This is a genomic window from Arthrobacter sp. G.S.26 (assembly GCF_050847375.1).
Lineage (GTDB): Bacteria > Actinomycetota > Actinomycetes > Actinomycetales > Micrococcaceae > Arthrobacter.
Map to the genome: position 1 here is coordinate 3462124 of NZ_CP193752.1, position 26491 is coordinate 3488614.

Annotated in this window: 20 protein-coding genes and 1 tRNA gene; 9 read left to right on the plus strand and 12 right to left on the minus strand. The window is 67.7% G+C overall.

Annotated features, from left to right (window positions below; genetic code table 11):
* The first annotated feature begins 12 nt into the window (after positions 1 to 12).
* From ACRB8A_RS15905 to ACRB8A_RS15915, 3 genes are all read left to right on the plus strand, one after another.
* The gene (locus ACRB8A_RS15905; protein WP_056596365.1) at positions 13 to 1821 is read left to right on the plus strand and encodes an ABC transporter ATP-binding protein; all 1809 of its coding nucleotides are present in this window, start codon (positions 13 to 15) and stop codon (positions 1819 to 1821) included.
* Positions 1818 to 3644, plus strand: a complete 1827-nt coding sequence (locus ACRB8A_RS15910; protein WP_056596362.1) for an ABC transporter ATP-binding protein — start codon at positions 1818 to 1820, stop codon at positions 3642 to 3644. The genes ACRB8A_RS15905 and ACRB8A_RS15910 overlap by 4 nt, the downstream gene beginning before the upstream one ends.
* A 66-nt stretch (positions 3645 to 3710) precedes the next feature.
* Positions 3711 to 3787, plus strand: a tRNA-Pro gene (locus ACRB8A_RS15915).
* 187 nt (positions 3788 to 3974) lie between these two features.
* On the opposite strand, the gene ACRB8A_RS15920 is transcribed toward ACRB8A_RS15915, so the two are convergent.
* The gene (locus ACRB8A_RS15920; protein ID WP_056596359.1) at positions 3975 to 4217 is read right to left on the minus strand and encodes a hypothetical protein; all 243 of its coding nucleotides are present in this window, start codon (positions 4215 to 4217) and stop codon (positions 3975 to 3977) included.
* A gap of 133 nt (positions 4218 to 4350) precedes the next feature.
* On the opposite strand from ACRB8A_RS15920, the gene ACRB8A_RS15925 reads away from it, so the two are divergent.
* Positions 4351 to 5616 carry a helix-turn-helix domain-containing protein gene (locus ACRB8A_RS15925; RefSeq protein ID WP_050684021.1) on the plus strand — a complete coding sequence of 422 codons (1266 nt, stop codon included), beginning with the start codon at positions 4351 to 4353 and terminating at the stop codon, positions 5614 to 5616.
* A gap of 10 nt (positions 5617 to 5626) precedes the next feature.
* On the opposite strand, the gene ACRB8A_RS15930 is transcribed toward ACRB8A_RS15925, so the two are convergent.
* Together ACRB8A_RS15930 and purD are read right to left on the minus strand one after the other, a co-directional pair.
* The gene (locus ACRB8A_RS15930; RefSeq protein WP_432245084.1) at positions 5627 to 6565 is read right to left on the minus strand and encodes a phosphoribosylaminoimidazolesuccinocarboxamide synthase; all 939 of its coding nucleotides are present in this window, start codon (positions 6563 to 6565) and stop codon (positions 5627 to 5629) included.
* Positions 6562 to 7881, minus strand: a complete 1320-nt coding sequence (purD, locus tag ACRB8A_RS15935; protein ID WP_050684023.1) for a phosphoribosylamine--glycine ligase — start codon at positions 7879 to 7881, stop codon at positions 6562 to 6564. The genes ACRB8A_RS15930 and purD overlap by 4 nt, the downstream gene beginning before the upstream one ends.
* A 99-nt stretch (positions 7882 to 7980) precedes the next feature.
* On the opposite strand from purD, the gene ACRB8A_RS15940 reads away from it, so the two are divergent.
* The 3 genes from ACRB8A_RS15940 to ACRB8A_RS15950 are packed head-to-tail and all read left to right on the plus strand — an operon-like array spanning position 7981 to position 11021.
* Entirely contained in the window at positions 7981 to 9555 is a 1575-nt protein-coding gene (locus ACRB8A_RS15940; RefSeq protein WP_432245085.1) for a molybdopterin-dependent oxidoreductase, read from the plus strand.
* A gap of 37 nt (positions 9556 to 9592) precedes the next feature.
* Positions 9593 to 10615, plus strand: coding sequence for an asparaginase (locus tag ACRB8A_RS15945; protein ID WP_056596353.1), 1023 nt, complete (start codon positions 9593 to 9595; stop codon positions 10613 to 10615).
* 28 nt (positions 10616 to 10643) lie between these two features.
* Positions 10644 to 11021 (plus strand): sterol carrier family protein, encoded by a 378-nt coding sequence (locus tag ACRB8A_RS15950; protein ID WP_432245086.1) that lies wholly within the window; start codon positions 10644 to 10646, stop codon positions 11019 to 11021.
* 8 nt (positions 11022 to 11029) lie between these two features.
* Here the strand turns inward: ACRB8A_RS15950 and ACRB8A_RS15955 are convergent, their stop codons facing one another.
* The 4 genes from ACRB8A_RS15955 to ACRB8A_RS15970 form a co-directional block, all read right to left on the minus strand.
* Entirely contained in the window at positions 11030 to 11755 is a 726-nt protein-coding gene (locus ACRB8A_RS15955) for a Pr6Pr family membrane protein (protein WP_197273502.1), read from the minus strand.
* A gap of 67 nt (positions 11756 to 11822) precedes the next feature.
* On the minus strand, positions 11823 to 12584 hold the full coding sequence (locus ACRB8A_RS15960; protein WP_432245087.1) for an SDR family oxidoreductase: 762 nt from the start codon (positions 12582 to 12584) through the stop codon (positions 11823 to 11825).
* 15 nt (positions 12585 to 12599) lie between these two features.
* On the minus strand, positions 12600 to 13352 hold the full coding sequence (locus ACRB8A_RS15965; protein WP_056596347.1) for an aspartate/glutamate racemase family protein: 753 nt from the start codon (positions 13350 to 13352) through the stop codon (positions 12600 to 12602).
* A gap of 31 nt (positions 13353 to 13383) precedes the next feature.
* Positions 13384 to 14949, minus strand: coding sequence for an NCS1 family nucleobase:cation symporter-1 (locus ACRB8A_RS15970; protein ID WP_050684029.1), 1566 nt, complete (start codon positions 14947 to 14949; stop codon positions 13384 to 13386).
* 313 nt (positions 14950 to 15262) lie between these two features.
* On the opposite strand from ACRB8A_RS15970, the gene aceE reads away from it, so the two are divergent.
* Both aceE and nboR read left to right on the plus strand, forming a co-directional pair.
* On the plus strand, positions 15263 to 18016 hold the full coding sequence (aceE, locus tag ACRB8A_RS15975; RefSeq protein WP_432245088.1) for a pyruvate dehydrogenase (acetyl-transferring), homodimeric type: 2754 nt from the start codon (positions 15263 to 15265) through the stop codon (positions 18014 to 18016).
* Positions 18017 to 18045: 29 nt separating this feature from the next.
* Positions 18046 to 18690: a nicotine blue oxidoreductase gene (gene nboR, locus ACRB8A_RS15980; protein ID WP_432245089.1), complete on the plus strand. Its 645-nt coding sequence runs from the start codon at positions 18046 to 18048 to the stop codon at positions 18688 to 18690.
* Here nboR and ACRB8A_RS15985 read toward each other — a convergent pair.
* From ACRB8A_RS15985 to ACRB8A_RS16005, 5 genes are all read right to left on the minus strand, one after another.
* Complete coding sequence (locus ACRB8A_RS15985; protein WP_432245090.1) at positions 18675 to 19655, minus strand: aldo/keto reductase; 981 nt, start codon at positions 19653 to 19655, stop codon at positions 18675 to 18677. The genes nboR and ACRB8A_RS15985 overlap by 16 nt on opposite strands.
* Before the next feature lie 166 nt (positions 19656 to 19821).
* Positions 19822 to 22677, minus strand: coding sequence for a molybdopterin-dependent oxidoreductase (locus ACRB8A_RS15990; RefSeq protein WP_285241707.1), 2856 nt, complete (start codon positions 22675 to 22677; stop codon positions 19822 to 19824).
* Between the two features lie 2 nt (positions 22678 to 22679).
* A complete protein-coding gene (locus tag ACRB8A_RS15995; RefSeq protein ID WP_285241708.1) occupies positions 22680 to 23654 on the minus strand; it encodes an FAD binding domain-containing protein in 975 nt (324 codons plus the stop codon).
* The gene (locus ACRB8A_RS16000; protein WP_285241709.1) at positions 23645 to 24895 is read right to left on the minus strand and encodes an XdhC family protein; all 1251 of its coding nucleotides are present in this window, start codon (positions 24893 to 24895) and stop codon (positions 23645 to 23647) included. The genes ACRB8A_RS15995 and ACRB8A_RS16000 overlap by 10 nt, the downstream gene beginning before the upstream one ends.
* 80 nt (positions 24896 to 24975) lie before the next feature.
* Positions 24976 to 26478 (minus strand): NCS2 family permease, encoded by a 1503-nt coding sequence (locus ACRB8A_RS16005; RefSeq protein ID WP_050685139.1) that lies wholly within the window; start codon positions 26476 to 26478, stop codon positions 24976 to 24978.
* Between the last annotated feature and the right edge of the window lie 13 nt (positions 26479 to 26491).

Sequence of the window (26491 nt, forward strand, 5' to 3'; positions counted from 1 at the left end):
TGAAAAGCGGGCATGGCCAAGCAAACATCATTCTTCAGATCCATTAGCCGCCTCTACCCGCACATCCGGCCCATCATCCCTCGGCTGGTCATGGGCCTCCTGTGCGCACTCCTGGCCAGCGTGGTGGCACTGACCATTCCGCAGGTGCTCCGGGTCCTGATCAATGACTCCCTGCAGCCCGGCGGAGCCACGGATGCCGTGTGGATCTCCGCCGCCGTCATCCTGGTCCTCGGCATCGCCGAGGCCGGCCTGGTGGCCCTCCGCCGCCAGTTCGTCATCAACCCCGCCACCACCGTGGAAACCAAAATGCGGGTTTCGCTGTACGGCCACCTGCAGGACCTGACCGTCTCCTTCCACGACCGCTGGGGATCCGGCCAGCTCCTCTCCCGGGCCATGACGGACCTGAACTTCCTGCGCCGCTGGATGGCGTTTGGCGCCATCATGCTGGTGGTGACCACCCTGACGGTGGTCATCGGCATCGCGGTGATGTTCTCCATGAGCTGGCAGCTGGCCCTGATCTTCCTGGCGGCGGCGGTCCCCATCATGGCGTACAGCTTCCGGTTCCGCACCCGGTTCAGCAAGGTTGCCCGGCGCAGCCAGGACCAGGCCGGCGACCTCGCCACCACGGTGGAGGAATCGGTGCACGGCATCCGCGTGCTGAAGGCCTTCGGGCGCAGCCGCGAAGCCCTGGAAAACTTCAACGAACAGGCCGAGGAGCTGCGGCAGACCGAAATAGAGAAGGCCCGCCATCAGGCGTCCTTCACCATGGTGGTCACGCTCCTGCCCGAACTCGCCCTCGGGGCCGGCCTGGTGGTGGGCGTGATGCTCTGCGCCAGCGGCCAGCTCAGCATCGGCGCCTTGGTGGCCTTCTTCGCCACCGCCGCCGTGATTGCGTCCCCCGTGGAGTTTTCCGGCATGCTCCTCGCCATGGCACTCACGGCGAAGACCGCCGTCGACCGCCACTACGAAGTGATGGACGCCGCCAACACCATCACGTCCCCCGCCGAGGCCAAACGGCCCGACCGGCTGGCGGGGGCACTCCGGTTCACCAACGCCACCTTCGCGTTCGAGGACGCACCGGACAAACCGATCCTCAAGGACATCAACCTGGAGGTCCGGCCCGGCGAGACCATGGCCCTGGTGGGCATCACCGGCAGCGGCAAAAGCGCCCTGATCCAGCTGGTCCCCCGGCTCTATGACGTTTCCGGGGGCAGCATCAGCATCGACGGAGTGGACCTGCGCGACTTCGATGTCCCGCACCTCCGCCGGGTGGTGGGCGTGGCGTTCGAAGACACCACGCTCTTCTCCAACTCCGTGCGCGACAACGTCCTCCTGGGCGCCCGGGACCGCACCGACGAGGTACTGGAAGAGGCCCTGGACGTGGCACAGGCACACTTCGCCTACTCCCTGCCGGAAGGCCTGGACACGCTGATCGGCGAGGAAGGCCTGAGCCTGTCAGGTGGCCAGCGGCAGCGGATCGCGCTAGCACGCGCCATCGCAGCCCGCCCGCAGGTCCTGGTGCTCGACGATCCGCTGTCCGCCCTGGACGTCCACACGGAAGAGCTCGTGGAGACCCGGCTCCGGGAGGTGCTGCGCGACACCACCACCCTGATCGTGGCGCACCGCCCGTCCACCGTGGCCCTGGCCGACCGCGTCGCCCTGCTGGAAGAGGGCCGGATCACAGCCGTCGGCACGCACACCCAACTGCTGGCCACGAACAGCCACTACCGCTACGTGATCGCGAGCCTCGACCCGGAACCGCGGGACCTTGACTCCGAACTGTCAGCCCTTGAAGACCAGGCAGAGGAGGCCACCCGATGAGCTCCGCTACCTTCGGCACCGCCAACGAGGACAACGCCCACCTCAGCAAAAACGAAAGCAAGGCCGTCCGACGGCGGTCGCTGGCACTTCTGGGATCCCTGATCCGGCCCGTTCGGCTGCGGTTCTGGCTGACCATTGCCATGGTGGTCCTGTCCCAGGCCGCCCGCGTTGCCGGCCCGGCGCTGATCGCGTTCGGCATCGACAACGCGCTGCCCGCCCTCCAGGCCGGCGACAACCTCCCACTGGTGTTCACCGGCGTCGCGTACCTGCTGGCCGCGATTGCGACAGCGGGACTCACGGCCCTCTACGTCACCTCCACCGCCCGGCTGAGCCAGTCCATGCTGCTGGACCTGCGGCTGCGCGTGTTCCGCCATACCCAGCGGCTGAGCCTTGAATTCCACGAGAAGTACACCTCAGGCCGGATCATCGCCCGGCAGACCTCGGACCTCGAGGCGCTCCGCGAACTCCTGGACTCCGGCGTAAGCTCACTCGCCTCCGGCCTGCTGTTTATGATCTTCACCGCCATCACGGTGTTTGCCCTGGACTGGCGCAGCGGCCTCCTGGTCCTGGCCGCCGGTGTCCCCATGTTCTTCCTGGCCCGCTGGTACCAGAAGCACTCCCAGATTGCGTTCCGGGAATCCCGCGTTGTCTCGGCCCGCCTGATTGTGCATTTTGTGGAGACCATGACCGGCATCCGCGCCGTGAAGGCGTTCCGCAAGGAGAAGGAGAACGCCGACCGGTACGGCGAGCTGGCGGAGGACTACCGGCTGGTCACGGTCCGGTCCATCAACCTCAACGGCATCTTCCAACCCGGCCTGGTGCTGATCGGCAACGTCTGCGTGGCCGTGGTCCTGCTCTTCGGCGGCTTCCGCGTGCTGGGCGGCGAACTCGCGGTGGGTGTACTGCTGGCGCTGATCCTGTCCACCAAGCGGTTCTTCCAGCCCGTGGACCAGATGGCCATGTTCTACAACTCATTCCAGAGTGCCCAGGCCGCCCTGGAGAAGGTCTCCGGACTGCTCGAGGAAGTGCCCACCGTCCGGCCGCCCAAAAACCCGGTGGCGCTGAAGAACGCCCGCGGCGCCGTCGACTTCACCGGCGTGGAATTCCGGTACGGCGACGGCCCTGTCATTGTCCCCACCATGGACCTGCACATCCCCGCCGGGCAGACGGTGGCCCTGGTGGGCCAGACCGGCGCGGGCAAGTCCACGCTGGCCAAGCTCATTGCCCGCTTCTACGACGTCTCCTCCGGCTCCCTGACCCTGGACGGCGTGGACCTGCGCAACCTGAGCACCACCGACCTGCGCAGGAACATCACCATGGTCACGCAGGAAGCCTTCCTCTTCAGCGGGTCGGTGGCTGACAACATCGCCCTGGGCCGGCCGGAAGCCTCCCGGGAGGAAATCGAGGACGCCGCCCGCGCGGTGGGCGCCCACGATTTCATCCTGGAACTTCCGGAGGGCTACGACACCGACGTCAACAAGCGCGGCGGGAGGGTCTCCTCCGGCCAGCGGCAGCTCATCAGCTTCGCCCGGGCATTCCTGGCCCGGCCGGCAGTGCTGATCCTGGACGAGGCCACGTCCTCCCTGGACATCCCGTCCGAGCGCCTGGTGCAGACCGGCCTGGCCCGGCTGCTGGCCGGCACGGACGCGGAGAGCCGGACGGCGCTGATCATCGCCCACCGGCTGTCCACGGTGGAAACCGCGGACCGTGTTCTGGTGGTCCACGACGGCCGGATTGTGGAGGACGGCAGCCCCACCGACCTGATCAGCGGCGGCGGCCGGTTCGCCGATCTGCACGGCGCATGGAAGGACTCCCTGGTCTGAGCAGGCGCCGATTTCGCATCGGGACCCGGCATCCGCTATTCTTGTAAAGTTGCTTTTGCAGCGGATCGGGATGTGGCGCAGCTTGGTAGCGCGCGTCGTTCGGGACGACGAGGTCGCAGGTTCAAATCCTGTCATCCCGACCAATTACAAAAAGAGGGTCTCCACACGGAGGCCCTCTTTTTGTATTAATTGCCTGCTTCCCTCAGATCCCGGTTCCATAACGGCGGATGACACAGTCCGTGACTGATACTCCCGGCGCCGGGAGACAAAACGGCCCCGGAGCGTCCGCTCCGGGGCCGTTCCCTGCCTCCGTTTAGGTGAGGAAGCTGGTTACGCGGGGTCCGGCCAGTTGCCGATCCGGGAAGCCGTGTAAGTGGTTCCCGAGGGCTCGGTGGTGGTGGTGGGCTCCGTGGTGGTCTTGGTCTTCTTGGACGCGGGATCAGGCCAGTTGCCAATGGCTACGGAGGTTGCCGAGTTGTCCACGACGGACCCGGCGGACAGGACGGCGGGGGCCGCAGCGGAGAATGCCAGCGCGGCAGCCAGTACGGCTGCTGATGCGATCTTCTTGAACATGTTTGGGTTCCTCAATACGAGTCGGATTCGTTACAAAGCCAGCACTGTCCTTGTTGACATACATTGTAAAATGTTTTCCACAGGGACTGTCAAGCATTTGCACAAAGACAGTCCCAGAAGAGGAGGATATCCCGTGGGTAACGGATTCGGGGAGAAGCTCCGCGCGGAGCGTCTCGAACGGGGGCTGACCCAGGCCGAACTGGGTAGGGATCTGTATTCCCCCAGCTACATCTCACTGCTGGAGACGGGCCGTAGGGAACCGACAGCAGAAGTGATCGAGGAACTGGCACGCCGGCTGGAACTGGCGCCCAAGGCGCTGGAAGCCTGGAGCCAGCCTATTTCCGTCAGCGACGCCGAGTACGTACTGGCCGGGCTGTACGCCCGCCAGGCCTGGGACCTGCGGGACTACGAACTCGCTGCCAGCCACGCTGCGGCCGCCGCCCAGATCGCGCTGGACGGCAAAAACACCAGTGCCTGGTGGAACATGACCTATATGCAGGCGGAATGCCTCATGAAGCAGGGTGACCTGCAGGAATGCCGCAACATCATCGAACGCCTGCTTGAGCACCCCATGGCCACCGAATCGGTGGGGCTCGGCGTCCGTGCCCGCCAGATGCTGGCCGCCGTCTGCCATGGCCAGGGCCAGCTGTCCGTCGCCGTGGAGCACGCCCTCGAAGCGGTCAAGCTGTCCGTCAGCCTGCCGCGGAACTCCACCGTGCTGATCGGTGCCCACCGGATCCTGATCGGCGCCCTGGCCGAAAGCGGCCGGCTGGACGAGGCCTGGAAGTTCTGCCAGGCCCTGTACGAGCAGGTGGATGAGCACTCCATGTCGCAGCTCGCCGGCGAGGTGGCCTGGGTGATCGGCAACGTCGCATTTATGCGCCACGACTACGTGGAGGGCGTCAAACACCACGAACGGGCAGCGAAACTGCTCTCGCCCGCCAACGACATTGAGCTGTGGGCCCGGTTCAACAAGGCCTCGGCGGCGGTGCGGCTTTCCTCCGGCATCGTGGAGCCGGAGACGCTGTCCTCCATCGAGCGGGCCGAACTGGCATTTTCCATTGTGGGCGGAACCAAAAGCGATGAGCTGGAAGTGGCGTTCATCCGCGCCCGCTGGCTGTACCTGACCGGGGACATCGTGGCTGCCGTCGAGAAGCTGCGCGGCATCCACAGCGAAAGTGATTCCCTGGCCAAACACACGGCCGGTGAGGTTTCGCTGCTGCTGGGGAAGTCACTGAAAGCCGCAGGCGAGACGGACGAGGCCCTGGTGCACCTGCAGGAGGCCCAGAAGGCGTTCAGCGCGGCCGGAGCCGCAGACCGGGTCCAGCAGGCGCTGGATGCCGTCCTGGAGATCAAGCTGGCCCAGCAGCGCGCCGCAGCGGCTGCCGGGGCCAGTTAGCACCGGCTGGTCAGGCGAACGCCTGGCCGGTGATCTTTTCGTACGCTTCCACGTAGCGGCTGCGGGTCCGGCTGACCACCTCTGCGGGCAGTGCCGGCGGCGGAGTGTCGGAGCTCCGGTCCCAGCCGGACTCGGCGGACGTCAGCCAGTCGCGGACGTACTGCTTGTCGTAGGACGGCTGCGCCTGTCCCGGCTGGTACGTGGCCACGTCCCAGAAGCGGGACGAGTCAGGCGTCAGGACCTCGTCGCCCAGGGTGATGGCCCCGGACACGGCGTCGTAGCCGAATTCGACCTTGGTGTCGGCCAGGATCACGCCGCGTTCCCGGGCGATCTTCTCCGCCGTCGTGTAGATCTTCAGGGTCAGCTCGCTGAGCCGGGCCGCGATGTCATCGCCCACCATGCCCACTACTGCCTCGTAGGTGATGTTCTCGTCGTGTTCCCCCACCTCGGCTTTGGCCGACGGTGTGAAGATGGCCTGCTCCAGGCGTGAGCCGTCCACCAGGCCGTCCGGCAGCGGGATGCTGCAGACCGTCCTGCTGGCCCGGTACTCCACGAGCCCGGTGCCGGTGAGGTAGCCGCGGGCAATGCATTCCACGGGGAACATGTCCAGTTTTTTGCAGATCATGGCCCGGCCCGCAACGGCCTCCGGCACGCCGTCCGCAACGGTGGACGCCAGGACGTGGTGTTCCACGCCCAGCTGCCCGAACCACCACAGGCTCAGCTGCGTGAGGATGCGGCCCTTGTCCGGGATTTCGCTGGCCAGGACGTGGTCAAACGCGCTGATCCGGTCGCTGGCCACCACCAGGACGCACTCCTGGCCCACCTGCTCCAGGATGGCGGGGTCGGCGGGCTCGTACAGGTCCCGTACCTTGCCGGAGTAGACGTGCGTCCAGCCGGGCAGGTCCAGGGTTTCGGTCTTCAGACCGCGGAACTCGGGTGTTTCGCTCATGCCAGGCCTTTCGCCTTCGTCACGGGGAGGGCTCCGGTGGCGGTGGAGACCTTAATCTCGTTGCGTGCGGCCTTGCGGCCAATGTCGCTGCGGAACTGCGAGCCGTCCAGCTGCACCAGCTCCACGCCGTCGTACGCCTTTTCGCGCGCTTCCACCAGGTCGCTGCCCAGGGCCACCACAGCCAGGACACGGCCGCCTGCGGAGACCACTTTGCCGTCGTTGTCCAGCGCCGTGCCGGCGTGGATGACGTGCACGCCGTCCAGCGCTTCCGCCTTCTTGAGGCCGCGGATCCGGTCGCCCGTCCGGGGGGTGTCCGGGTAATTTTCGGACGCCACGACGACGGCGACAGCCGTTTCCTTCGACCAGCGCAGCTCATCCACCCGGTCCAGTTCGCCCTTGGCAGCGGCCAGGAGCAGGGAACCGAGAGGGGTCTTGAGCCGGGCCAGGACGGCCTGCGTTTCAGGGTCGCCGAAGCGGACGTTGAATTCGATGACGCGGGTGCCGCGGGTGGTTAGGGCCAGCCCCACGAACAACACACCCACAAAGGGGGTGCCACGGCGGGCCATTTCGTTGACGGTGGGCTGCGCCACGCGGTCAATGACTTCCTGGACCAACCCTTCGGGTGCCCATTCGAGGGGGGTGTAGGCGCCCATGCCGCCGGTATTGGGGCCTTCGTCGTTGTCGAAGATCCGCTTGAAATCCTGGGCCGGGGACAGTGCCACAGTGTTGTGGCCGTCGCACAGGACAAAGAGGGACACTTCAGGGCCGTCCAGGAATTCCTCGATGACCACGGTTCCGCCGGCGTCGAAGCAGGTCTGCGCGTGGGCCAGGGCTTCGTCGCGGTCCTTGGTGACCACAACGCCCTTGCCGGCGGCCAGGCCGTCGTCCTTCACTACGTAAGGTGCGCCGAAGGTGTCCAGGGCAGAAGCAGCTTCGGCTGCGTTGGTTGCCACCAGGGCCATGGCCGTGGGCACCTCGGCTTCGGCCATGATTTCCTTGGCAAACGCCTTGGACGCTTCAAGCTGGGCTGCTGCCTTGTCCGGGCCGAACACCGGGATGCCGGTGGCGCGGACGGCGTCAGAGACCCCTGCCGCCAGCGGCGCCTCCGGTCCCACCACCACCAGGTCAACGGCGAGCCGGGTGGCGAGCGCCGCCACGGCCTGCGGATCGTTGCCGTCGATCCGGTGCGTCGGGACCAGTTTGCTGATGCCGGCGTTGCCGGGTGCAGCGTGGACCTCGGACACGTTGGGGTCGGCGAGCAGGGAGCGGACAATGGCGTGTTCGCGGCCTCCGGGGCCAATGACGAGTACCTTCACAGTCAACAAGGGTACGTGGTGCACCCTTAGCGGGCCTAAGCTGTGTCTTTGCCAACCTGCCCGGACAATCCGCGGCACCCGCCACTCCGAATAGCTGACATGAAGACGCAACGGAATTGGCCCAAGGGAACCACCGCCATGGCGGCGCTGGCAGGCGTGGTGGCTGCCGCCGTCGTGCTGGCAGTGGCAGAACTCATCGGAGCGTTCTTCACGGCGAGGGCAACCCCGCTCTTTGCCTTGGGGTCAACCTTCATCGACTTCACGCCGCCGTGGATGAAGGACTTCGCCATCGCCACGTTCGGCACCAATGACAAGGCGGCCCTGTTCGCCGGCATGGGTGTGACCATTGCGCTGCTGGCCTGCGTGCTGGGTGTGGTGGCGTTCCGTAAATGGGCGCTCGGTGTCCTGGGCGTCCTGTTTATGGGCGCCGTGATTGTGGGCGCCGTGGTGACCCGCGCCGGCGTCAACCCTGTCGACGCAATCCCCAGCGTCCTGGGCACCCTGGCCGGCCTGGTGGCCCTCCGGTTGCTTGTGGCTCCCCTGTGGCGCCTCAAGGCGTGGCCCGAAGCCCCCGCCGACCAGTCCGCGGACGACGGGCGGCCCGCCACCAGCCGGCGGAGGTTTTTTGCCGCGGCCGGCATCACCGCCGTTGGTGCGGGTATCGCGGCAACCGGCGGCCGGCTGCTCAGCGCGGCCAGGAGCAACATTGCCCAGGCCCGCAGCGCGATGCAGCTACCCGCCCCGGCCAAGGCTGCCGCAGCAGTTCCCGAGGGCGTGCAGTCCCCGGTGGCCGGCATGCCGTCCTGGCTGACCCCCAACAACGAGTTCTACCGGATTGATACAGCGCTCAGCGTCCCCGAGATCAATGCCGCCGACTGGGAGCTGCGCATCCACGGCATGGTGGAGGAGGAAGTCCGGCTCACGTTCCAGGACCTGCTGGATGCCGAACTCATCGAAACCCACGTCTCCCTCACCTGTGTGTCCAACCCCGTGGGCGGCAACCTGGCCGGAAACGCCAAGTGGCTGGGCCTGCCCATCCGCGAAGTCCTCCGCCGGGCCAAGCCCAAGGACGGTGCCGACATGGTCCTTTCCACCTCGATTGACGGCTTCAGCGCCTCCACGCCCCTGGAAGTCCTGCAGGATGACCGGGACGCCATCCTGGCCATCGGCATGAACGGCGAACCGCTGCCCCTGGAGCACGGCTACCCCGTCCGGATGGTGGTCCCGGGCCTGTACGGTTTTGTGTCCGCCACCAAATGGGTGGTTGACCTCGAAGTCACCCGGTTCGCGGACAGCAAGGCCTACTGGACCGACCGCGGCTGGTCGGAGCGCGGACCCATCAAGACCATGGCGCGGGTGGACGTGCCCAAGTCCTTCGCTAAGGTCCCGGCCGGGAAGGTCGCCGTGGGCGGCACCGCCTGGGCGCAGACCCGCGGCATCACCAAAGTGGAAGTCCAGATCGACAACAACGACTGGGCGGAAGCCGAGCTGTCCACGGAGGCTTCACTGGTCACCTGGCGGCAGTGGTCCTACCAGTGGGACGCCACCCCGGGCCCGCACTACATCAAGGTCCGGGCAACGGACGGCACCGGCGAGGTCCAGACGGACCAGCGCGCCGACCCCGTGCCGGACGGCGCATCCGGCTGGCAGTCCGTGATGGTCACCGTCCAGTAGCGCGGTGCAGGCCCGGCCGGACCATAGACTAAGCAGCATGCCCCACAACCCGCACGCCACCTTCACCGTGGACTCCGCCGTCGAACTGGCCGTTATTGAACGCAGCGGTTTTGTGGAGTCCCGCCACCTCGGCTCCGCCGTGCTCCTCGCGGCGGACGGCTCCGTGGTCACGGAACTGGGCGACATCTCCACCCCCGTCTATGCCCGGTCGGCCCTCAAACCGTTCCAGGCCCTGGCCGCCATGCAGTGCGGCGTCCCGCTGCGGGGCGCCCAGGTGGCGGTGGCCTGCGGCAGCCACACCGGGTCCCTGGACCACATGGATGTGGTGTCCGGGATGCTGAAGGCCGCGGGCGTCCGGGAGGACCAGCTGCTCTGCCCCGAGGCCTGGCCACAGGACGAAACCGCACGGAACTGGCTGGTCCGCTCCGAACGCGGCAGGTCCAGGCTGGCGTTCAACTGCTCCGGCAAGCACGCCGCGTTCCTCTGGGCGTGCACCGAAAACGGCTGGGACACCGCCAGCTACCTTGAGCCCAACCACCCGCTGCAGCAGGCCGTCCGCACCGCCATCGAGGAAAACGCCGACGAACGGATCGCGCACCTGGGTGTTGACGGCTGCGGCGCCCCCGTGGCCGCACTGTCCCTGAAAGGCTTGGCCCGCGCGTACTCGCAGCTGGCCAAGGCCCCCGGGGACAAACACTCCAACGCCCGGGCCGCCACCATTGCCACCTCCATGCTGGACTACCCATGGGCAGTCCAGGGCAAGGGCGAGGCCAACACCGTGGTGATGGAGGACCTGGAAGTCATCGCCAAGATCGGGGCGGAAGGCGTCCTGGCCATGGCCACGCCGCAGGGCGTTTCCGTGGCCATCAAGGTCCTGGACGGCAACCTCCGGGCCACCTCGCTGGTGGCGCTGACCTTGCTCGCGGCCGCAGGTGCCGTGGACCCGGATAAGGTGGCGGACGTCCTGGCCAAAGTTGTGGAACCCGTCCTGGGCGGTGGCCGGCCCGTGGGCCAGATCCGGCTGGGCCCTTCGGTGTCCGCCCTGCTGGACCAGCCCTGACCCACCCCACCGGAAGGAGGCCCGACGCATGGCCATAGCCCGCCGTCGGATTGATCTTGAGGAAGGCGCTGCCGCGCTCGCCGCCTGGCAGCGCGCCCAGGAAGCCCCCTCGGACGCAGTGGTTCCGCGCCAGACACTCGCAACGGCGGTGCGGTATTCACTGGAGGAAGTCACGGCCCGCGCGCCCGGCAACTCCGTGGAAGTGCGGGTGCCGCCGTTCGGCGTCACCCAGTGCGTCGAGGGTCCCCGGCATACCCGCGGCACCCCGCCCAACGTCATAGAGTGCGACGCCGCCACCTGGCTGGGGATGGTCAGCGGCAGGATCCGCTGGGCAGACGCCGTCGCGGCAGGGAAGGTGGCAGCGTCCGGGCTCCGCGCGGACCTGTCGGCGCTGCTGCCCTTTTAGCTGCTGCCTTAGCTGACGCTGCCGGGACCTGTGGCGGTACCTGGACCAGTGCCGGTAATCCGGTCCGGGCCCTGCCCGGTGCCGGCCACCCTGCTCCCTGCCGCTGCGGTGGCGGGGTGCGGCACCAGGTTCTGCAGCCGGGTGGACAACGCTGCGATCACGGCAAAGGCGAACGCCGCCACGGCAATCAGGACGGACATCACGGCCACGGTGCCATAGCCGCCCAGCCGGGGATCGAGGAACGGGTAGGGGTACCAGTCGGCGAAGGGGCCACGGATCAGGCTGTAGACCAGGTAGGCCAGCGGAAATGCGAGCCACAGCAGCGAGGTCCTGATGGAGATCCTGGTCTTGGGCAGGTCCACCAGCCAGTCGATCACAATGATGGTGGGCACTGTGTAATGCAGCACCACGTTGACCCAGGGCAGTGGTGTGTTCACGTCCACGTCGCTCAGCAGCAGGCTGTACGTGATTCCGGTGATGGTCATGTACACGGTGGCGGCGCCGCGGAGCAGTTCCAGCCAGCGGGGGCTCGCCCCCTTCCAGGCGAACCAGGCGGCGATGCCCAGCGTGACGAAGGCGATGATGTTGGACTCGATGGTGAAGTAGCTGAAGTAGTTGCCGGCGCTTGCGCCCGGGACGTTCTGCATCAGGTACAGGAACTGGAACAGGACTGCCACGAAGCCCAGCAGCGCGAACCAGGTGCGGAAAAGAGCCAGTCCCTTGTTTGCGGTCATGGCCTGATCCTAGGCCACATCGGTTCCCGGGCGGCCGAAGCCGGCCCGGATTCCTGCGGGTGCAGGCTCAGCCGCGGCCCACGAACGGCATTCCCGCGGCCGTGACCACCACGGAACCCACGCTGGCGGAGGCCGGCATGTCCGCCATCATCAGCACGGCCCGGGCGGCGTCGGCCACCGGGAACATCGGTTCAACCCGGCGGCTGCCATCCGCCTGGAGCGCGCCGGAGCCCACCCCGATGGTGTCCATGATCCCGGTGCTGGTGTTGCCGATATCGATCTGCCCGCAGGTGATCCCGAAGCCCCTGCCGTCCAGCTCAATGCTTTTGGTCAGCCCCGTCATGGCGTGCTTGGTGACGGTGTAGGCAACGGTCCTGGGCCGCGGCACGTGGGCGGAAATGGAACCGTTGTTGATGATCCGGCCGCCCTGCGGCTCCTGCCCCTTCATGGCCCGGACCGCCGCTGCCGCGCACAGCATGGACCCGGTCAGGTTGACCGCCACCGTGGCGTCCCAGTCGGCCATGCTGATCTCGTCCACGCCCGCCGCCGGACCAAAGACGCCGGCATTGTTGAACAGGACATCCACGCGCCCCCACGTGCCCAGGACGTCCGCAAAAAGGCGTTCGACGGCGTCGGGCCGGGTGACGTCGCACGGCACCACCAGCGCGGCGGGATGGCCGCCGGCGGCGTCGTCCAGCGGCTCCCGGCGACGGCCCGCGAGGGCCACCCGGTAGCCGGCGGCCAGCATCTGCCGGGCCACTTCCCGGCCGATGCCGGAGCCGGCCCCGGTGACCACTGCCACGCGTCCGTTGGGATGGGGACTCTCCACGCCGATCTCCTGTACCTAGCTGCCCTGGCGCGCGGCGTCCACCGGTGCGCTGTTCAGGGGCCAGCCTATGACGGTCTTGGGCCGCGGCGCAGCGTAGGTCCGCACCTTGGAGGTGGAGAGCCGCAGGCGGACCAGGGACTCGGCAATGGTCACCGCTGCCGCCACCCCGTCCACTACCGGCACGCCGGCGCGCCGCCGGATCTCCTCATCCAGTCCGGCCATGCCGCCGCAGCCCAGGACGATGACTTCCGCTTTGTCGTCGGTGACAGCCCGCAGCGCCTGGCCGATGATGGCCTCCACCGCGCGTTCCGGCTCCTCTTCCAGCTCAAGGACGGCCATGCCGCTGGCCCGCACCGAGGCGCAGCGGGCGTCCAGCCCGGCGAGCTTGAGCCGGTCCTCGATCAGCGGGACGGTGCGGTCCAGGGTGGTGACCACCGAATACTTGTGGCCCAGGAACATCGCGGTGCTGGCCGCCGCTTCGGTGATGTCCACCACCGGAACGTCGAGGAGCTCCTGCAGCCCCTCCCGGCCGTGCTCGCCGTAGCCGGCCTGGATCACGGCGTCGTACGGCTCGGGGTAGGAGGTGACGGCGTCCATCACGGCGATCGCCGCCAGGTAGCTTTCGAAGTTTCCTTCACATGAGTCCGCACCGAACCTCGGGGTGAGGCCCACAATCTCCGTCCCGGGCGCCGCAATGCTGCGGGCCTGGGCGGCAATCGCCTCGGTCATGGAGGAGGTGGTGTTGACGTTTGCAACGAGTATGCGCATGGGATTCCTTGGCTGGAGGGTGGGCGGGCGGTCAGTGCGTGCTGGCGACGGCGATGGCCTCGCCGTCCTGGTCCACCAGTCGCTGCCCGCGGTCTGCGACGAAGAAGTACACCACTGCGGCGATGCCTGCGGCGAAGAACCAGGCGAAGGGGGCGGCTGCGGCCAGCGCAGGAACAAAGGCGATCAGCAGCGCCACGGCAGCCGCCGGGACCATTGCGGTGATGGCCCGCGGATTGACGCCGTTTTTGTAGAAGTAGGCGCCTTCGCGGGACGCGGTGTAGAGCTCGGGAACGTTGACCTTGCCGCGGCGGATGAGCCAGTAGTCGGCCATGACCACACCGAACAGCGGGCCCAGCAGTGCGCCCAGGCCACCCAGGAAGTACAGGATGACCAGCGGGTTGTTGTAGAGGTTCCAGGGCAGGATCACCAGGCCGATCACGGCGCTGACGATTGCTGCCTTGCGGAAGTTGAGCCGCTTGGGGAACAGGTTGGTAAGGGCGTAGACGGGGGCCACGAAGTTGGCCATCAGGTTCACGGCAATGGTCAGGACCAGCAGGGCGAGGCAGGCCAGGACCAGGAACAGCGTGTTGGGGATGGTCTGGACGATGTCCGAGGGGCTCTGGATGATGGTGCCGTTGATCCTGAACTGGCCACCGGCCATCACCACCACGATCACGCCGAACAGCAGCATGTTGATGGGGATGCCCCAGAAGTTGCCGCGGACCACTGCCTTCTTCGACTTCGCCGAGCGGGTGAAGTCGCAGAAGTTCAACACGAAGGTGCCGTAGATGGAGACCCACAGCGAGCCGCCGGCGAAAATGGTGAGCCACATTTCGGGGCCCTCTAGCGCGTTGTTGGCGGACCAGGCGATGGCGCCGCCGGCTTCGATGAAGATCCACACGGCGATGGCCGCCATGGTTGCCAGGATGACCGGACCCGCGAAAGCCTCGTATTTGCGGATCATTTCCATGCCGAAGCTGACAATGACCAGCTGCACCACCCAGAGGATGGCGAAGGCGATCCAGCCCAGGGTGGACAGGCCCAGGATGGAGTTCCGGTCCAGGTCGGCCAGGGACGGGACCATGGCCACCAGCATCACGCGGAACACCACGGACGCGAGGTAGGTCTGGATTCCGAACCAGGCCACGGCCACGGCGCCGCGGAGCAGGCCGGCGATCTGTGCGCCCCGGATGCCGAAGCTGATGCGGCTCATGACCGGGAAGGGAACCCCGGTCTTCACGCCCATAAAGCCGGAGAGGTTAAGCAGTCCGAACAGCAGGGCGGCGCCGATGCCCAGGGCCAGGAGGATCTGCCAGCCGCCCAGGCCCAGGGCGAACAGGCCGATGGCGAAGGCGTAGTTGCCCAGGCTGTGCACGTCATTGGCCCACAGGGTGAAGATGCTGTAGCCGGACCAGCTGCGGCCGGCTTTTTTGGTGGGGGCAAGATCCGCGTTATAGAGAGTGGGACTGATCTCGACGCCGGAGGCGGCGCTGGCGGCCTCGCAGAGCGCATCACCGCCAGCGGAGGGGTGGGTGGGAAGCACTGACGGCGCTGTCAGGTCTGCAGTTTCGACGCCGACCGGGGGGTTGGTCTGCATTGGGGGGCTCCAATTCTGGGAGTACATCCGCTGTGGTGAGACCGGATCGAATGACCCTCGCTGTTATTCCACAATGCGGAATCAAGATATTGAATAGTGAAATAATAGTATGATCTGTATCACCTTCGGTCAAGGTTGATCAGGCATGCCGGCGGTCACAATCGGCGGGCAAGCGGTATCTCGCCAACGGAACCCCGCGGACCACCGCTCCGGTTGACCGGCTTGGCCCCTCTGGATAATCTCGTTGTGCAAGATTGTTTTCTCACATCATGAAAAACAATCGCCAATCATTCAACGATGAAATGAGGCCTCCGTGGCTGCAGGAGAAGATACCTCCCATATCCTCAGCGGGTTGACTAACCAGCTGCCTGATCGTGATCCGGAAGAGACTGCCGAGTGGGTTGAGTCGCTGGATTCCCTGATCAGGGAACAGGGCACGGAGCGTGCCCAATTCATCATGCGGAGCCTGTTGCAGCGCGCCGGTGCGCAGAGCGTCGGGGTGCCCATGGTGACCACCACCGATTACGTGAACACGATCCCGGTGGATCAGGAAGCACCGTTCCCGGGCAACGAGGAATACGAGCGCCGGTACCGGGCCTATATGCGGTGGAACGCCGCGGTCATGGTCCACCGGGCGCAGCGGCCCAGCATCGGGGTGGGCGGTCACATCTCCACCTATGCCGGGGCCGCGACCCTGTACGAGGTGGGCTTCAACCACTTCTTCCGCGGCAAGGACGCCCCGGGCGGCGGGGACCAGGTCTTCTTCCAGGGCCACGCCTCCCCCGGCATGTACGCCCGGGCGTTTATGGAAGGCCGGCTGACCGAGGAGGACCTGGACGGGTTCCGGCAGGAAAAGTCCCGGCAGGGCCACGCCCTGTCCTCCTATCCGCACCCGCGGCTGATGCCGGACTTCTGGGAATTCCCCACCGTGTCCATGGGCATCGGGCCGATGAACGCGATCTACCAGGCCCAGTCCAACCGGTACCTGCACAACCGTGGCCTGAAGGACACCTCGGACCAGCAGGTCTGGGCGTTCCTCGGTGACGGGGAAATGGACGAGCCCGAATCCCGCGGCCTGCTCCAGCTCGCGGCGAACGAGAACCTGGACAACCTGAACTTCGTCATCAACTGCAACCTCCAGCGCCTCGACGGGCCGGTCCGCGGTAACGGCAAGATCATGCAGGAACTCGAAGCGTTCTTCCGCGGCGCGGGCTGGAACGTCATCAAGGTCGTCTGGGGCCGGGAATGGGACGAGCTCCTGGGCCAGGACACCGACGGCTCGCTCGTGAAGATCATGAACGAAACCCCCGACGGGGACTACCAGACCTACAAAGCCGAATCCGGCGGGTTCGTCCGTGAACACTTCTTCGGTAAGGACCCCGCCACCAAGGACCTCGTCGCGGACCTCTCCGACGACGCGATCTGGAACCTCAAACGCGGCGGCCACGACTACCGCAAGGTCTACGCCGCGTACAAGGCAGCCACCGAATTCAAGGGCAAACCCACCGTCATCCTCGCCAAAACCGTCAAGGGCTACGGACTCGGACCCCACTTCGAAGGCCGCAACGCCACCCACCAGATGAAAAAGCTGACCGTCGCGGACCTCAAGGACTTCCGGGACTACCTCCGCATCCCCATTACGGATGAGCAGCTGGACGCCGACCCCTACGCCCCGCCGTACTACCACCCGGGCGCCGACGCCCCGGAAATCAAGTACCTGCACGAACGCCGCGCAGCACTGGGCGGCTCCGTTCCGGAGCGCAGGAACGCGGCTGCCGCCGTGGACCTGCCGGCTGCCGCCACGTTTGATGTGGCCAAGCGTGGTTCGGGCAAGCAGCAGGCAGCGACCACCATGGCGTTTGTCCGGCTGCTCAAGGACCTGATCCGCGACAAGGCCTTCGGACACCGGATTGTGCCCATCGTGCCGGACGAATCCCGCACCTTCGGTATGGATGCGTTCTTCCCCACGGCCAAGATCTACAACCCCAAGGGCCAGAACTACCTTTCCGTGGACCGCGACCTGGTCCTGGCCTACAAGGAATCCGCCCAGGGCCAGCTCATCCACCCCGGCATCAACGAAGCCGGTGCCGTGGCAGCCTTCACCGCCGCCGGCACCGCCTATGCCACCCACGGCGTCCCGCTGATCCCGGTCTACGTGTTCTACTCCATGTTCGGCTTCCAACGCACCGGCGACGCCTTCTGGGCCGCCGCGGACCAAATGACCCGCGGCTTCATCATCGGCGCCACCGCAGGCCGGACCACCCTCACCGGCGAAGGCCTCCAGCACGCCGACGGGCACTCCCCCATCCTCGCCGCCACCAACCCGGCCGTGGTCACTTACGACCCCGCCTACGGCTACGAAATGGGCCACATCATCCGCGACGGCATCGAACGGATGTACGGACCGGACTCCGAAGGAGACAACGGAGACCGGAACCTGATGTACTACATCACGGTCTACAACGAGCCGATCATCCAGCCCGCCGAGCCGGAGGGCCTGGATGTCGAAGGTGTCCTGGGCGGCATCTACAAGGTGTCAGCGTCCGCGGCTGAGGGGCCAAAAACACAGATCCTCGCTTCCGGTGTCTCGGTGCCGTGGGCCCTGGATGCCCAGCGGATCCTGGAAGAGGACTGGGGCGTTTCCGCCGACGTCTGGTCCGTCACCTCCTGGAACGAACTGCGCCGCGACGGCCTCGCCGCCGAAGAGGAAGCCTTCCTCAACCCCGGCCAGCCCGCACGGGTGCCCTTTGTGGCCCGGCAGCTTGAGGGTGCGGCCGGACCCATCGTGGCTGTCTCGGACTACATGAAAGCAGTCCCGGACCAGATCCGGCAGTTCGTCCCCAACGAATTCGCCTCCCTCGGCGCCGACGGCTTCGGCTTCTCCGACACCCGCGCAGCAGCACGCCGCTTCTTCAAAAACGACACCCACTCGATTGTGGTGAAAACCCTGCAGCTGCTCGCGGCGAGGGGCGACGTGGAGGAGGGCGCGCCGTCGTACGCCATGGACCGCTACAAGCTCCTGGACGTGCGGGCCGGCACTACAGGCGGCGCTGGCGGCGACTCCTGAGCGGGAGCCGCGCCGGATAGTCTGGGCCCATGAAGTACAACGGCGAACCGCGGACCACCGGCGTGGTGCTGGCCGCCGGCAGTGGCAGCAGGCTGGGGCTTGGCCCCAAAGCCCTGCTGCCCTACCGGGGCCGGCCGCTGGTGGAAGCCGCTGCCGCCGCCCTGGCCGGTGGCGGCTGCAGCGACGTGGTGGTGGTCCTGGGCGCCGGCGCGGACAAGGTGGCGGCGGCCGCTGACCTCGCCGCCTGCCGCGTGGTGGTCAACGCCGCGTGGGAAACGGGCATGGGCGGCTCCTACCTGCTGGGTGAACACACCGCAGGCCCGGCCGGCCACCTGCTGATCGCACTGGTGGACCAGCCCGGCCTGCTGCCGGATACGGTCCGGCGCCTCCTCGGGCAGCACCGGCCGGGCCGGATCACCGCCGCCGCTTATCGGGAACCTGCTGCCCCGGGCGGGCTTCGCCGCGGCCATCCGCTGCTGATCGACGCCTCGCTGCGTACTGCGGTGGCAGCAACGATAACGGGCGACGCCGGGGCGCGCGGCTTCCTGCGCGCACACCCGGAGCTCGTGGACGAGGTGGACTGCAGCGACCTGTCAGACGGACAGGACGTGGACACCCCGGACCAGCTGCACCTGTTGGCCGGTCCGGAGGCGGCCGGTTACCAGCGCGGGTGAATGGCCTCGCGGAAGTAGTGGTCGTAGATCCAGCGGACGCCGCCGTCGAACTCTTCATCGATTTTGACGGTGGCCGCGGCAGCGTTGGCCGTTGCCTGTTCCACGGAACGGGCACCGGGAATCACGCTGGTGACGCCGTCCTGGGCTGCGATCCAGGCGATGGCTGCCTGTGCGGTGCTGGCGCCGGCCGGGACCAGCTGCTCGAATTCCGCCACGGCCTTGAGGCCCAGGGCGTAGTCGACGCCTGAGAAGGTCTCCCCCACGTCGAAGGAGCCGCCGTCGCGGTTGTAGTTGCGGTGGTCGTTGTCCGCGAAGGACGTGTCCTTGCTGTACTTGCCGGACAGCAGGCCGGAGGCGAGCGGGACGCGGGCGATAATCCCCACCCCGGCTGCCTTGGCGGCCGGCAGGACCTCGTCCAGCGGCTTAAGCCGGAAAGCGTTGAGGATGATCTGGATCGAGGCGGTGCCCGGATGACGGATTGCTTCGAGTGCTTCGTCGGTGCGTTCGACGCTGACCCCGTAGTTCCGGATGGCGCCTTCCGAGACCAGGGTGTCCAGGGCGTCGTAGACCTCGGCGTTGCTGTAGACGGGCGTGGGCGGGCAGTGCAGCTGGACCAGGTCCAGGGTGTCCGTGCCCAGGTTCTTCCGCGACCGGTCAATCCACTGGCGGAAGTTGGCCAGGGTGTAGTTCTCCGGCTTCTGGTCCATCCGCCGGCCCATCTTGGTGGCCACCGTGATGTCCAGGCCCGGGTAGTCCTTGAGGAACTTGCCGATGGCCTGCTCGCTTTTGCCGTCACCGTAGACGTCAGCAGTGTCAAAGAAGGTCACGCCGGCCTCGGCCGATGCCGCCAGCAGCTCCTGCGCCTGCGCGTCGTCCACGTTGCCCCAGTCCGCGCCGAGCTGCCAGGTGCCCAGCCCCACGGTGGAGACGTTCCGTCCGGTCCTGCCTAAAATCCGCTGTTCCATCCCCCGACTATAGGGGTTGGCCCGGCGGCGGCTGAATTCCGGAAACCGCCCCACCCCCTGTTGCCCTATCAGTTATGGTCCCCATCCGGCCGAATGGGGACCATAAGTGATAGGGCAACGAGGAGGGGTGATAGGGCAACGAGGAGGGGTGATGGGGCGACGGGGGTCAGGAAACCAGGTGCCCCTGCCCCACCCCCGCTTCCGCCGCCGGGACCTTGCCCGCTTCCCGGAGCCCCAGGTAGATCCGGTCGCGGGCGATGGGCAGTTGCGCGAACCGCACCCCGGTGGCGTTCCGGATGGCGTTGGCCAGCGCGGGTGCCACCGGATTGAACGGGCTTTCGCTCATGGATTTGGCGCCCAGCGGGCCCGTGGAGTCGTTGGTGTCAGCGAAGTAAACCTCGCTCCGGGGCACGTCGGCGAAGGTGGGGATGTGGTACTGGCGCAGGATGTCGGTGGTGACGCGGCCGGCGTCGTCCACCACCACCTCCTCATACAGCGTCGCGCCGATCGCCTGGGCGATCCCGCCCTCGATCTGCCCCCGGCACTGCCGTGGGTTGACCACCACGCCGGCGTCGGCTGCCTGCACGCTTTGCAGGATTTTCAGCTCGCCCGTGTTCCGGTTCACGGCCACCCGGAAGCCGTGGACGTTGAACGCCACGGACCGCGGGGTGCCGCCCCAGCGCCCTTCGGCGGCAAGTTCGACGCCGGCTTCCGCGGCCGCCGCCGCAAGCTCCGTCAGTGGCACGTCGGTTCCGTCACACACCACCGTGGCGCCGTGGATGACGCAGGCCGAGGCCTGGGTTTGCCGGATCCCGGCGGCAAACGCCCGGATCCGGACGGCCAGTTCCTCCGCCGCGGCCAGGGTGGCTTTGCCGGCCACCACCGTCCCGGCGGAGCCGAAGGCCCCCGTGTCGTGCTCGATCAGGTCCGTATCGGACTGCCGGACCTGCACACGGGTGGACTCCGTGGCGAGCGCGGTGGCCGCCAGCTGGGCGTGCACGGTGGTGGTGCCGTTCCCGAATTCCGCCGTGCCGACGTCGGCCTGGTACGTCCCGTCCGGCAGGAGCCGGATCTTCGAGTGGGCAAAGTGGCCCCGCGGCGGGACGGTGTCAATCATGGACAGCGCCTGGCCCTCCCCCACCAGCCAGTCCGGGCCAAGGTCATCAAGTCCGGCCTCGCGGTACCTGTCCTGGCCGCGCTGCAGCGCATCCCGGACCAGGTCCAGGCACTGGTCCAGCCCGTAACTGCCGTAGTGGACGTCCTCCTCCGGTTCGGGCTGGGTGGACAGCATGTCATCCCCTTCCCGGACCATGTTCCGGCGGCGGAACTCCTGCGGATCCATGCCGATGCCCGTGGCCAGCTCATCCATTGCCGATTCGATGGCGAAGATCATCTGGCTGAGCCCGTAACCGCGGAACGCCCCGGCCGGGACGGTATTGGTGTACACCGAGTGCGCGTCCACCTTTTTGTTGGCGCATTTATAGACACTGAGCGATTCGCCGCAGCCGTGGAACATCACCCCCGGACCGTGGTTGCCGTACGCGCCGGTGTTGGTGACCACGTCCAGTTCCAGTGCTGTCAGCCGGCCGTCGGCGCTGGCACCGGCCTTCAGTGCGATGGTGAACGGATGCCGGGTGGTGGTGGCGGTGAACTGCTCGGTGCGGGTCAGTTCCAGTTGGACCGGCCGGCCCAGCTGCAGGGCCGCGAGCGCCACGAGGTCCTCGGTGAGGACTTCCTGCTTTCCGCCAAAACCGCCGCCCACGCGGCCTGCCACCACATGGACGCCGTCCTCGGGGAGCCCGAATATACGGCAGAGGGTCCGCCGGACCAGGAAGGGGACCTGGCTGGAGGTGCGGACCTGGAGCCGGCCCGCTGGGTCCACGGAGGCGATGGCTGCGTGGGTTTCCAGCGCCACGTGCTGGACGCGCTGGGTGCGGTAGGTCTGTTCGTGGATGAAGTCGGCAGCTGCGAAACCGTCCGCCACGCTGCCCAGCTCAGAGTGGAGCTCGGCCACCACGTTGCGGTCCGGCCGGGAAATCCGGGCGATGGGACCGTCCTTGTCGCCGTGGACCTGCGGGGCGCCGGGCTGCAGGGCGTCCTGCGGTGAAAACACGGCAGGCAGCACCTCGTAATTAACAGCCAGGGCCCGGACGCCGGCCTCCGCGGCGGCCACCGTTTCCGCAACGACGGCGGCCACCCGCTGCCCGATGAAACGGACCACGTCGTCGAGGACCCGGGTGTCGTCCGGGTCATCGGTGAAAAGTTCGTGCTGGGCGGTGGAAAAGAGCTGCTCCGGGGCGTCGGCCGAGGTCAGGACGGCCACGACGCCGGGAATTTCCAGCGCAGCGGCGGCGTCGACGGACAGGACCCGGGCGGAGGCGTGCGGGGAGCGCAGGATCTTCAGGTGCAGCAGCGCCTGCTGCTCCGCCACAGGGAGGTCCAGCGTGTAGCGGGCGGCGCCGGTGACCACTGCCCGGCTGGCGGGCGCGGGGACGTCGTCGCCCAACTGGCCGGGGACCGGATCGGGCTGGCTGTCCCCGGCGATGCCCGAGCCGGGCCCCTCCGGCGCGGGGTGCCCGGCGTGGCCGCAGATCGCGTCCCCGATGGCCCGGTAGCCGGTGCACCGGCAGAGGTTGCCCTTGAGACTGCGGGGCAGGTTGCTTTCCTGCTCGGCGTCGAAGGTTGCCGCTGTCATCAGCATGCCGGCGGTGCAGAACCCGCACTGGAAGCCTTGCCGCTCCATAAACTGCTGCTGGACCGGGTGGAGCCCAGACTCCGAGGGTTCGGCCGCGGTGGCGGCCAGCCCCTCGATGGTGGTCACGGCGTGGCCCTCCGCCCGGACTGCCGGGTAGATGCAACTGTGCACCGGGGTGCCGTCAACGTGGACGGTGCAGGCGCCGCAGTCCCCGCCGTCGCAGCCCTTTTTGACGCCGGAGTTGCCTTGCTCGCGCAGGAACGTCCGGAGGCACTGGCCCGGGCGGGGCGCAGCGTCTGCGGCCGTTCCGTTGATGCTGATGGCCATGCTCAGGCCCCTTCCTGGTTGGTGGTGCCGGACGCAGGCGGGATCGATCCAGCCGGGATGGGCCCTGGCGGGACCGCTGCGGTCGGCGTGGACCCGGGCTGCGGCGGCCAGAAGTCGCCGGAGACCTGCAGGCCGGGCGTTCCTTCCGGTGCGCCGAGTTCGGCGCGGATCTCCTCGGCGAGGAGGTGAGTCATGTCGCGGCGCCAGTCCGGCAGGCCGTGGATATCGGAGTGGTACAGGTCGGGGGCGATCGCGTCATCCAGGGCAGCGGCCAGGGCCGGGGCCGCCGGGATGCCCTCGAACCGCAGCTGGACGGGCCGGGTAGTGGCGGCGGTGACGGTCAGCACCAGGGCGGTCCCGCCGTCGAGCCTTCCCACCAGCAGCACCCCGGACCGGCCCAGGTTGCTCAGTGACAGTCGCCGGAATGCCACCCGGCCAGACAGTGCCGACGCCGGCAGGTGGATGCTGCGCAGGAGTTCGCCGGGTGCCAGCGCATTGGTGGCGTCGCCGGTGACCAGGTCAGCCACCGGCAGGGTCCGGCTGGAGCCGCCGGGGCCCAGGATGGTGGCCACGCCGTCCAGTCCCGCGCACAGTGACGTGACGGGGCCCGCCGGCAGGGAGGTGCAGATGTTGCCGCCCACGGTGGACATGTTCCACACCTTGAAGGAGGCAACAAAGGAGTCGCAGCAGGGCCGGATGAGGTCCAGCCCGGGCCAGGAACGGCCGGTCACGGCCGCGGGCAGCGCATACAGTTCCGCCACCGTGCATGTGGCGGCGAGTTCAATTCCGGTGTCCGTTACAGTGACCGGCGTCCACCCGGCGCTGCCCAGGTCGAGAAGGCGTGTGAGCGGCTCGGGGCCAAACGCGTAGCTGCCGTAGGAGAAGAGGACGGTGCCGCCGGCCAGCCAGGCATCGCCGTCGCGCCACTGCGCGGGGTCATCGGTGGGAACCACTGCCTCAATGGTGTTCATGTCCATGCGATCTCCTGCTGGGTCATAGGGGCTGCAGATGCAGCGAGTAGGTGATGGATGGGACCGCTTGCCTCGCGCAGGGGCATGCCGGTGGCGGCACGGCTGCGGGCGGCGATCAGTTCGGCGGTGATGGACACTGCCACTTCCGCGGGGGTTTCGGCGCCGAGGTCCAGTCCGATGGGTGAATGCAGCCGGGCGATCCGGTGCGCCGGGATTCCCGCGCCAAGCAGGTCGTCCACCCGTTGAAGGTGGCTCCGGCGCGACCCCATGGCGCCAACATAGGCGAGGTCAAGGGCCAGCGCCGTTTCCAGCAGCGGCAGGTCGAATTTGGGGTCGTGGGACAGGACGGCGGCCACGGTGCGGCCATCCAGCCGGCCGGCCGCCGCTTCATCGGCCAGGTAGCGGTGCGGCCATTGCGCCACCACCTGGTCGGCGGCCGCGAAGCGGGGCTGGGCGGCAAAAGCCGGCCGGGCGTCCACCAGGGTGACGTGGTAGCCCAGCAGCTTGGCGGCGGGGAGCAGTGCGGCGCCGAAGTCGTTGGCGCCAAACACCAGCATCCGGGGTGCCGCGATGCGGGATTCCACCAGCAGGACGGCCGACGCCGGCTCCTGGCTGTGCAGGTCCGGCGGGCAGGAGCCTGCCTGGGTCAGCCCCACCAGCCCTGCTCCGCCGCGGCGGAGCAGGGCAGCGGCCTGGGCCAGCGGCGCCGGCCAGGCTCCGGCCCGGCGGTCCTGCTGGTTGCACAGTTCCGCCAGGCCGGGCAGGACAGCAGATGCTTCACCGGGATTGCTGACCACCACTGCCTGGCCTGGCCGGCCGGGGACGGCCAGCCGCCGGACCAGTCCCACGGGCTGGTCCGGGCCGGTTGCTGCCAGGGCCACAAGCGCGGTCCGGAGCGGCTGGCAGGCAGCCATCCCGCCCGGATCCACGGCGGGGACGGGCTCGACGTGGATGTCCAGCTCGCCCCCGCAGGTGAGCCCGGCGGCGAAGGCATCAGCGGAACTGAAACCGAACCGCTGCCGGCGGGGGCCGGCGTCGTCCATTGCCGCCATGGCCAGCGCCACCACGGCGCCTTCCACGCAGCCGCCGGAGAGGCTGCCCAGGATGGACCCGCTGCCGGCGACCAGCATGGACGTTCCCACGGGCCGGGGAACCGATCCGGTGGCCGCCACGATGGTGGCCACCGCGAACGGTCCGCTGGCAACGGTGGGCACCCAGCCGCGCAGTGAAGGGATCAGGTCAAGCATGTCGGTGCTCCTTCTGCCGCGCGGCGGTGGTGTCCATATTGTCGTCGGTCAGGGGTGGTTGGGGGAAGGAACCGCGCGGGTCAGGCGCCCAGCAGGGCGTTGATGGGCCCGCGGGCGAAGTAGACCAGGAAGCCGGCGCTGACCACCCACATCAGCGGATGGATCTTTTTCGCCTTCCCGGATGCCGCGCCGATGATCGCCCAGCTGACGAAGCCCACCCCGATGCCGTTGGCGATCGAGTAGCTCAGCGGCATGGTCACGATGGTGAGGAAGGCCGGCAGTGCCACCGTGAACTTGGTGAACTTGATCTCGCGGATCTGGGCCATCATCATGGCGCCCACCACCACCAGGGCTGCGGCCGCCACCTCAATCGGGACCACGCTGGTGAGCGGCGTGAGGAACATCGAACCCAGGAACAGGACACCGGTGACCACCGACGCCAGGCCGGTGCGGGCGCCTTCGCCGATCCCTGCCGCGGAGTCGATATAGACGGTGTTGGAGGATCCTGAGGTTGCTCCGCCGGCCACGGCGCCGAAGCCTTCCACAATGAAGGCCGACTTGAGGCGCGGGAACGTCCCGTCCTTATGGGCGACGCCGGCGCTCTTGGCCAGGCCGGTCATGGTGCCCATGGCGTCGAAGAAGTTGGTGAACACCAGGGTGAAGACCAGCATGGTGGCGGCGAGTCCGCCGATCCGGCCGAACGCACCGAACACGTCGAACTGGCCCACCAGGCCAAAGTCCGGTGCCGAGACCAGCTGGCCGGAGAGGACCGGCGTGTTCAAGTGCCAGCCGCCGGGGTTGGTGGCGCTGGCCGGGCCGATCTTCAGGAAGGCTTCCACGACGGCTGCCAGGAACGTGGTGGCCACGATGCCGATCAGCAGGCCGCCCTGGACCTTCCGCGCCACGAGGATGCCCATGGCGAGCAGGCCCACCACAAAAACCAGGGTGGGGATGGAGGTAATGGAGCCGCCGTCGCCAAGCTGGACGGGCGGGCCGCCTGCCGTGGGCCGGACGAAACCGGAGTCCACAAAGCCGATGAAGGCGATGAACAGGCCGATGCCCACCGTGATGGCGGCCTTGAGTTCCTTGGGGACGGCCCGGAAGATCGCGGTCCGGGCACCGGTGACGCCGAACAGGACGATCAGGATGCCGTTGATCACCACCAGTCCCATGGCCTCGGCCCAGGTGACTTCCTGGATTACGGAGACGGCCAGGAAGGAGTTGATGCCCAGCCCGGCGGCCAGTCCGAACGGCAGGTTTGCCACCAGCCCGAACAGGATGGTCATAACGCCGGCGGTGAGGCCGGTGACGGCGCCCACCTGTGCGGCGGACAGCCAGCCGCCGGCCACATCCGTGGGGGCGTTGTCCGCGCTGAACCCGCCCAGGATCAGGGGGTTGAGGATCACGATATACGCCATGGTGAAGAACGTGACCAGGCCGCCGCGGAATTCGCGGGCCAGGGTGGATCCACGCTTGGTGATCTGGAAGAAGCGGTCCAGGAAATTTTCCGGCGGCGTGGGCGCCTGGGTGGTGCGTGCCTGCGGAGCCGGTTGCTCCCCGTGTGAATTGTCCAAAATAGTCATCTCAGCCACCGGG

Bases quoted from the DNA above. Each gene is read 5' to 3' on its own strand.
- ACRB8A_RS15990 (WP_285241707.1), bottom strand. From the start codon at position 22,677: ATGGCCATCAGCATCAACGGAACGGCCGCAGACGCTGCGCCCCGCCCG.
- ACRB8A_RS15930 (WP_432245084.1), bottom strand. From the start codon at position 6,565: ATGAGCGAAACACCCGAGTTCCGCGGTCTGAAGACCGAAACCCTGGAC.
- ACRB8A_RS15970 (WP_050684029.1), bottom strand. From the start codon at position 14,949: ATGCAGACCAACCCCCCGGTCGGCGTCGAAACTGCAGACCTGACAGCG.
- ACRB8A_RS15905 (WP_056596365.1), top strand. From the start codon at position 13: ATGGCCAAGCAAACATCATTCTTCAGATCCATTAGCCGCCTCTACCCG.
- ACRB8A_RS15950 (WP_432245086.1), top strand. From the start codon at position 10,644: ATGGCCATAGCCCGCCGTCGGATTGATCTTGAGGAAGGCGCTGCCGCG.
- ACRB8A_RS15995 (WP_285241708.1), bottom strand. From the start codon at position 23,654: ATGGACATGAACACCATTGAGGCAGTGGTTCCCACCGATGACCCCGCG.
- ACRB8A_RS15910 (WP_056596362.1), top strand. From the start codon at position 1,818: ATGAGCTCCGCTACCTTCGGCACCGCCAACGAGGACAACGCCCACCTC.
- ACRB8A_RS16000 (WP_285241709.1), bottom strand. From the start codon at position 24,895: ATGCTTGACCTGATCCCTTCACTGCGCGGCTGGGTGCCCACCGTTGCC.
- ACRB8A_RS16005 (WP_050685139.1), bottom strand. From the start codon at position 26,478: ATGACTATTTTGGACAATTCACACGGGGAGCAACCGGCTCCGCAGGCA.
- ACRB8A_RS15945 (WP_056596353.1), top strand. From the start codon at position 9,593: ATGCCCCACAACCCGCACGCCACCTTCACCGTGGACTCCGCCGTCGAA.
- ACRB8A_RS15955 (WP_197273502.1), bottom strand. From the start codon at position 11,755: ATGACCGCAAACAAGGGACTGGCTCTTTTCCGCACCTGGTTCGCGCTG.
- nboR (WP_432245089.1), top strand. From the start codon at position 18,046: ATGAAGTACAACGGCGAACCGCGGACCACCGGCGTGGTGCTGGCCGCC.
- ACRB8A_RS15920 (WP_056596359.1), bottom strand. From the start codon at position 4,217: ATGTTCAAGAAGATCGCATCAGCAGCCGTACTGGCTGCCGCGCTGGCA.
- ACRB8A_RS15985 (WP_432245090.1), bottom strand. From the start codon at position 19,655: ATGGAACAGCGGATTTTAGGCAGGACCGGACGGAACGTCTCCACCGTG.
- ACRB8A_RS15965 (WP_056596347.1), bottom strand. From the start codon at position 13,352: ATGCGCATACTCGTTGCAAACGTCAACACCACCTCCTCCATGACCGAG.
- ACRB8A_RS15940 (WP_432245085.1), top strand. From the start codon at position 7,981: ATGAAGACGCAACGGAATTGGCCCAAGGGAACCACCGCCATGGCGGCG.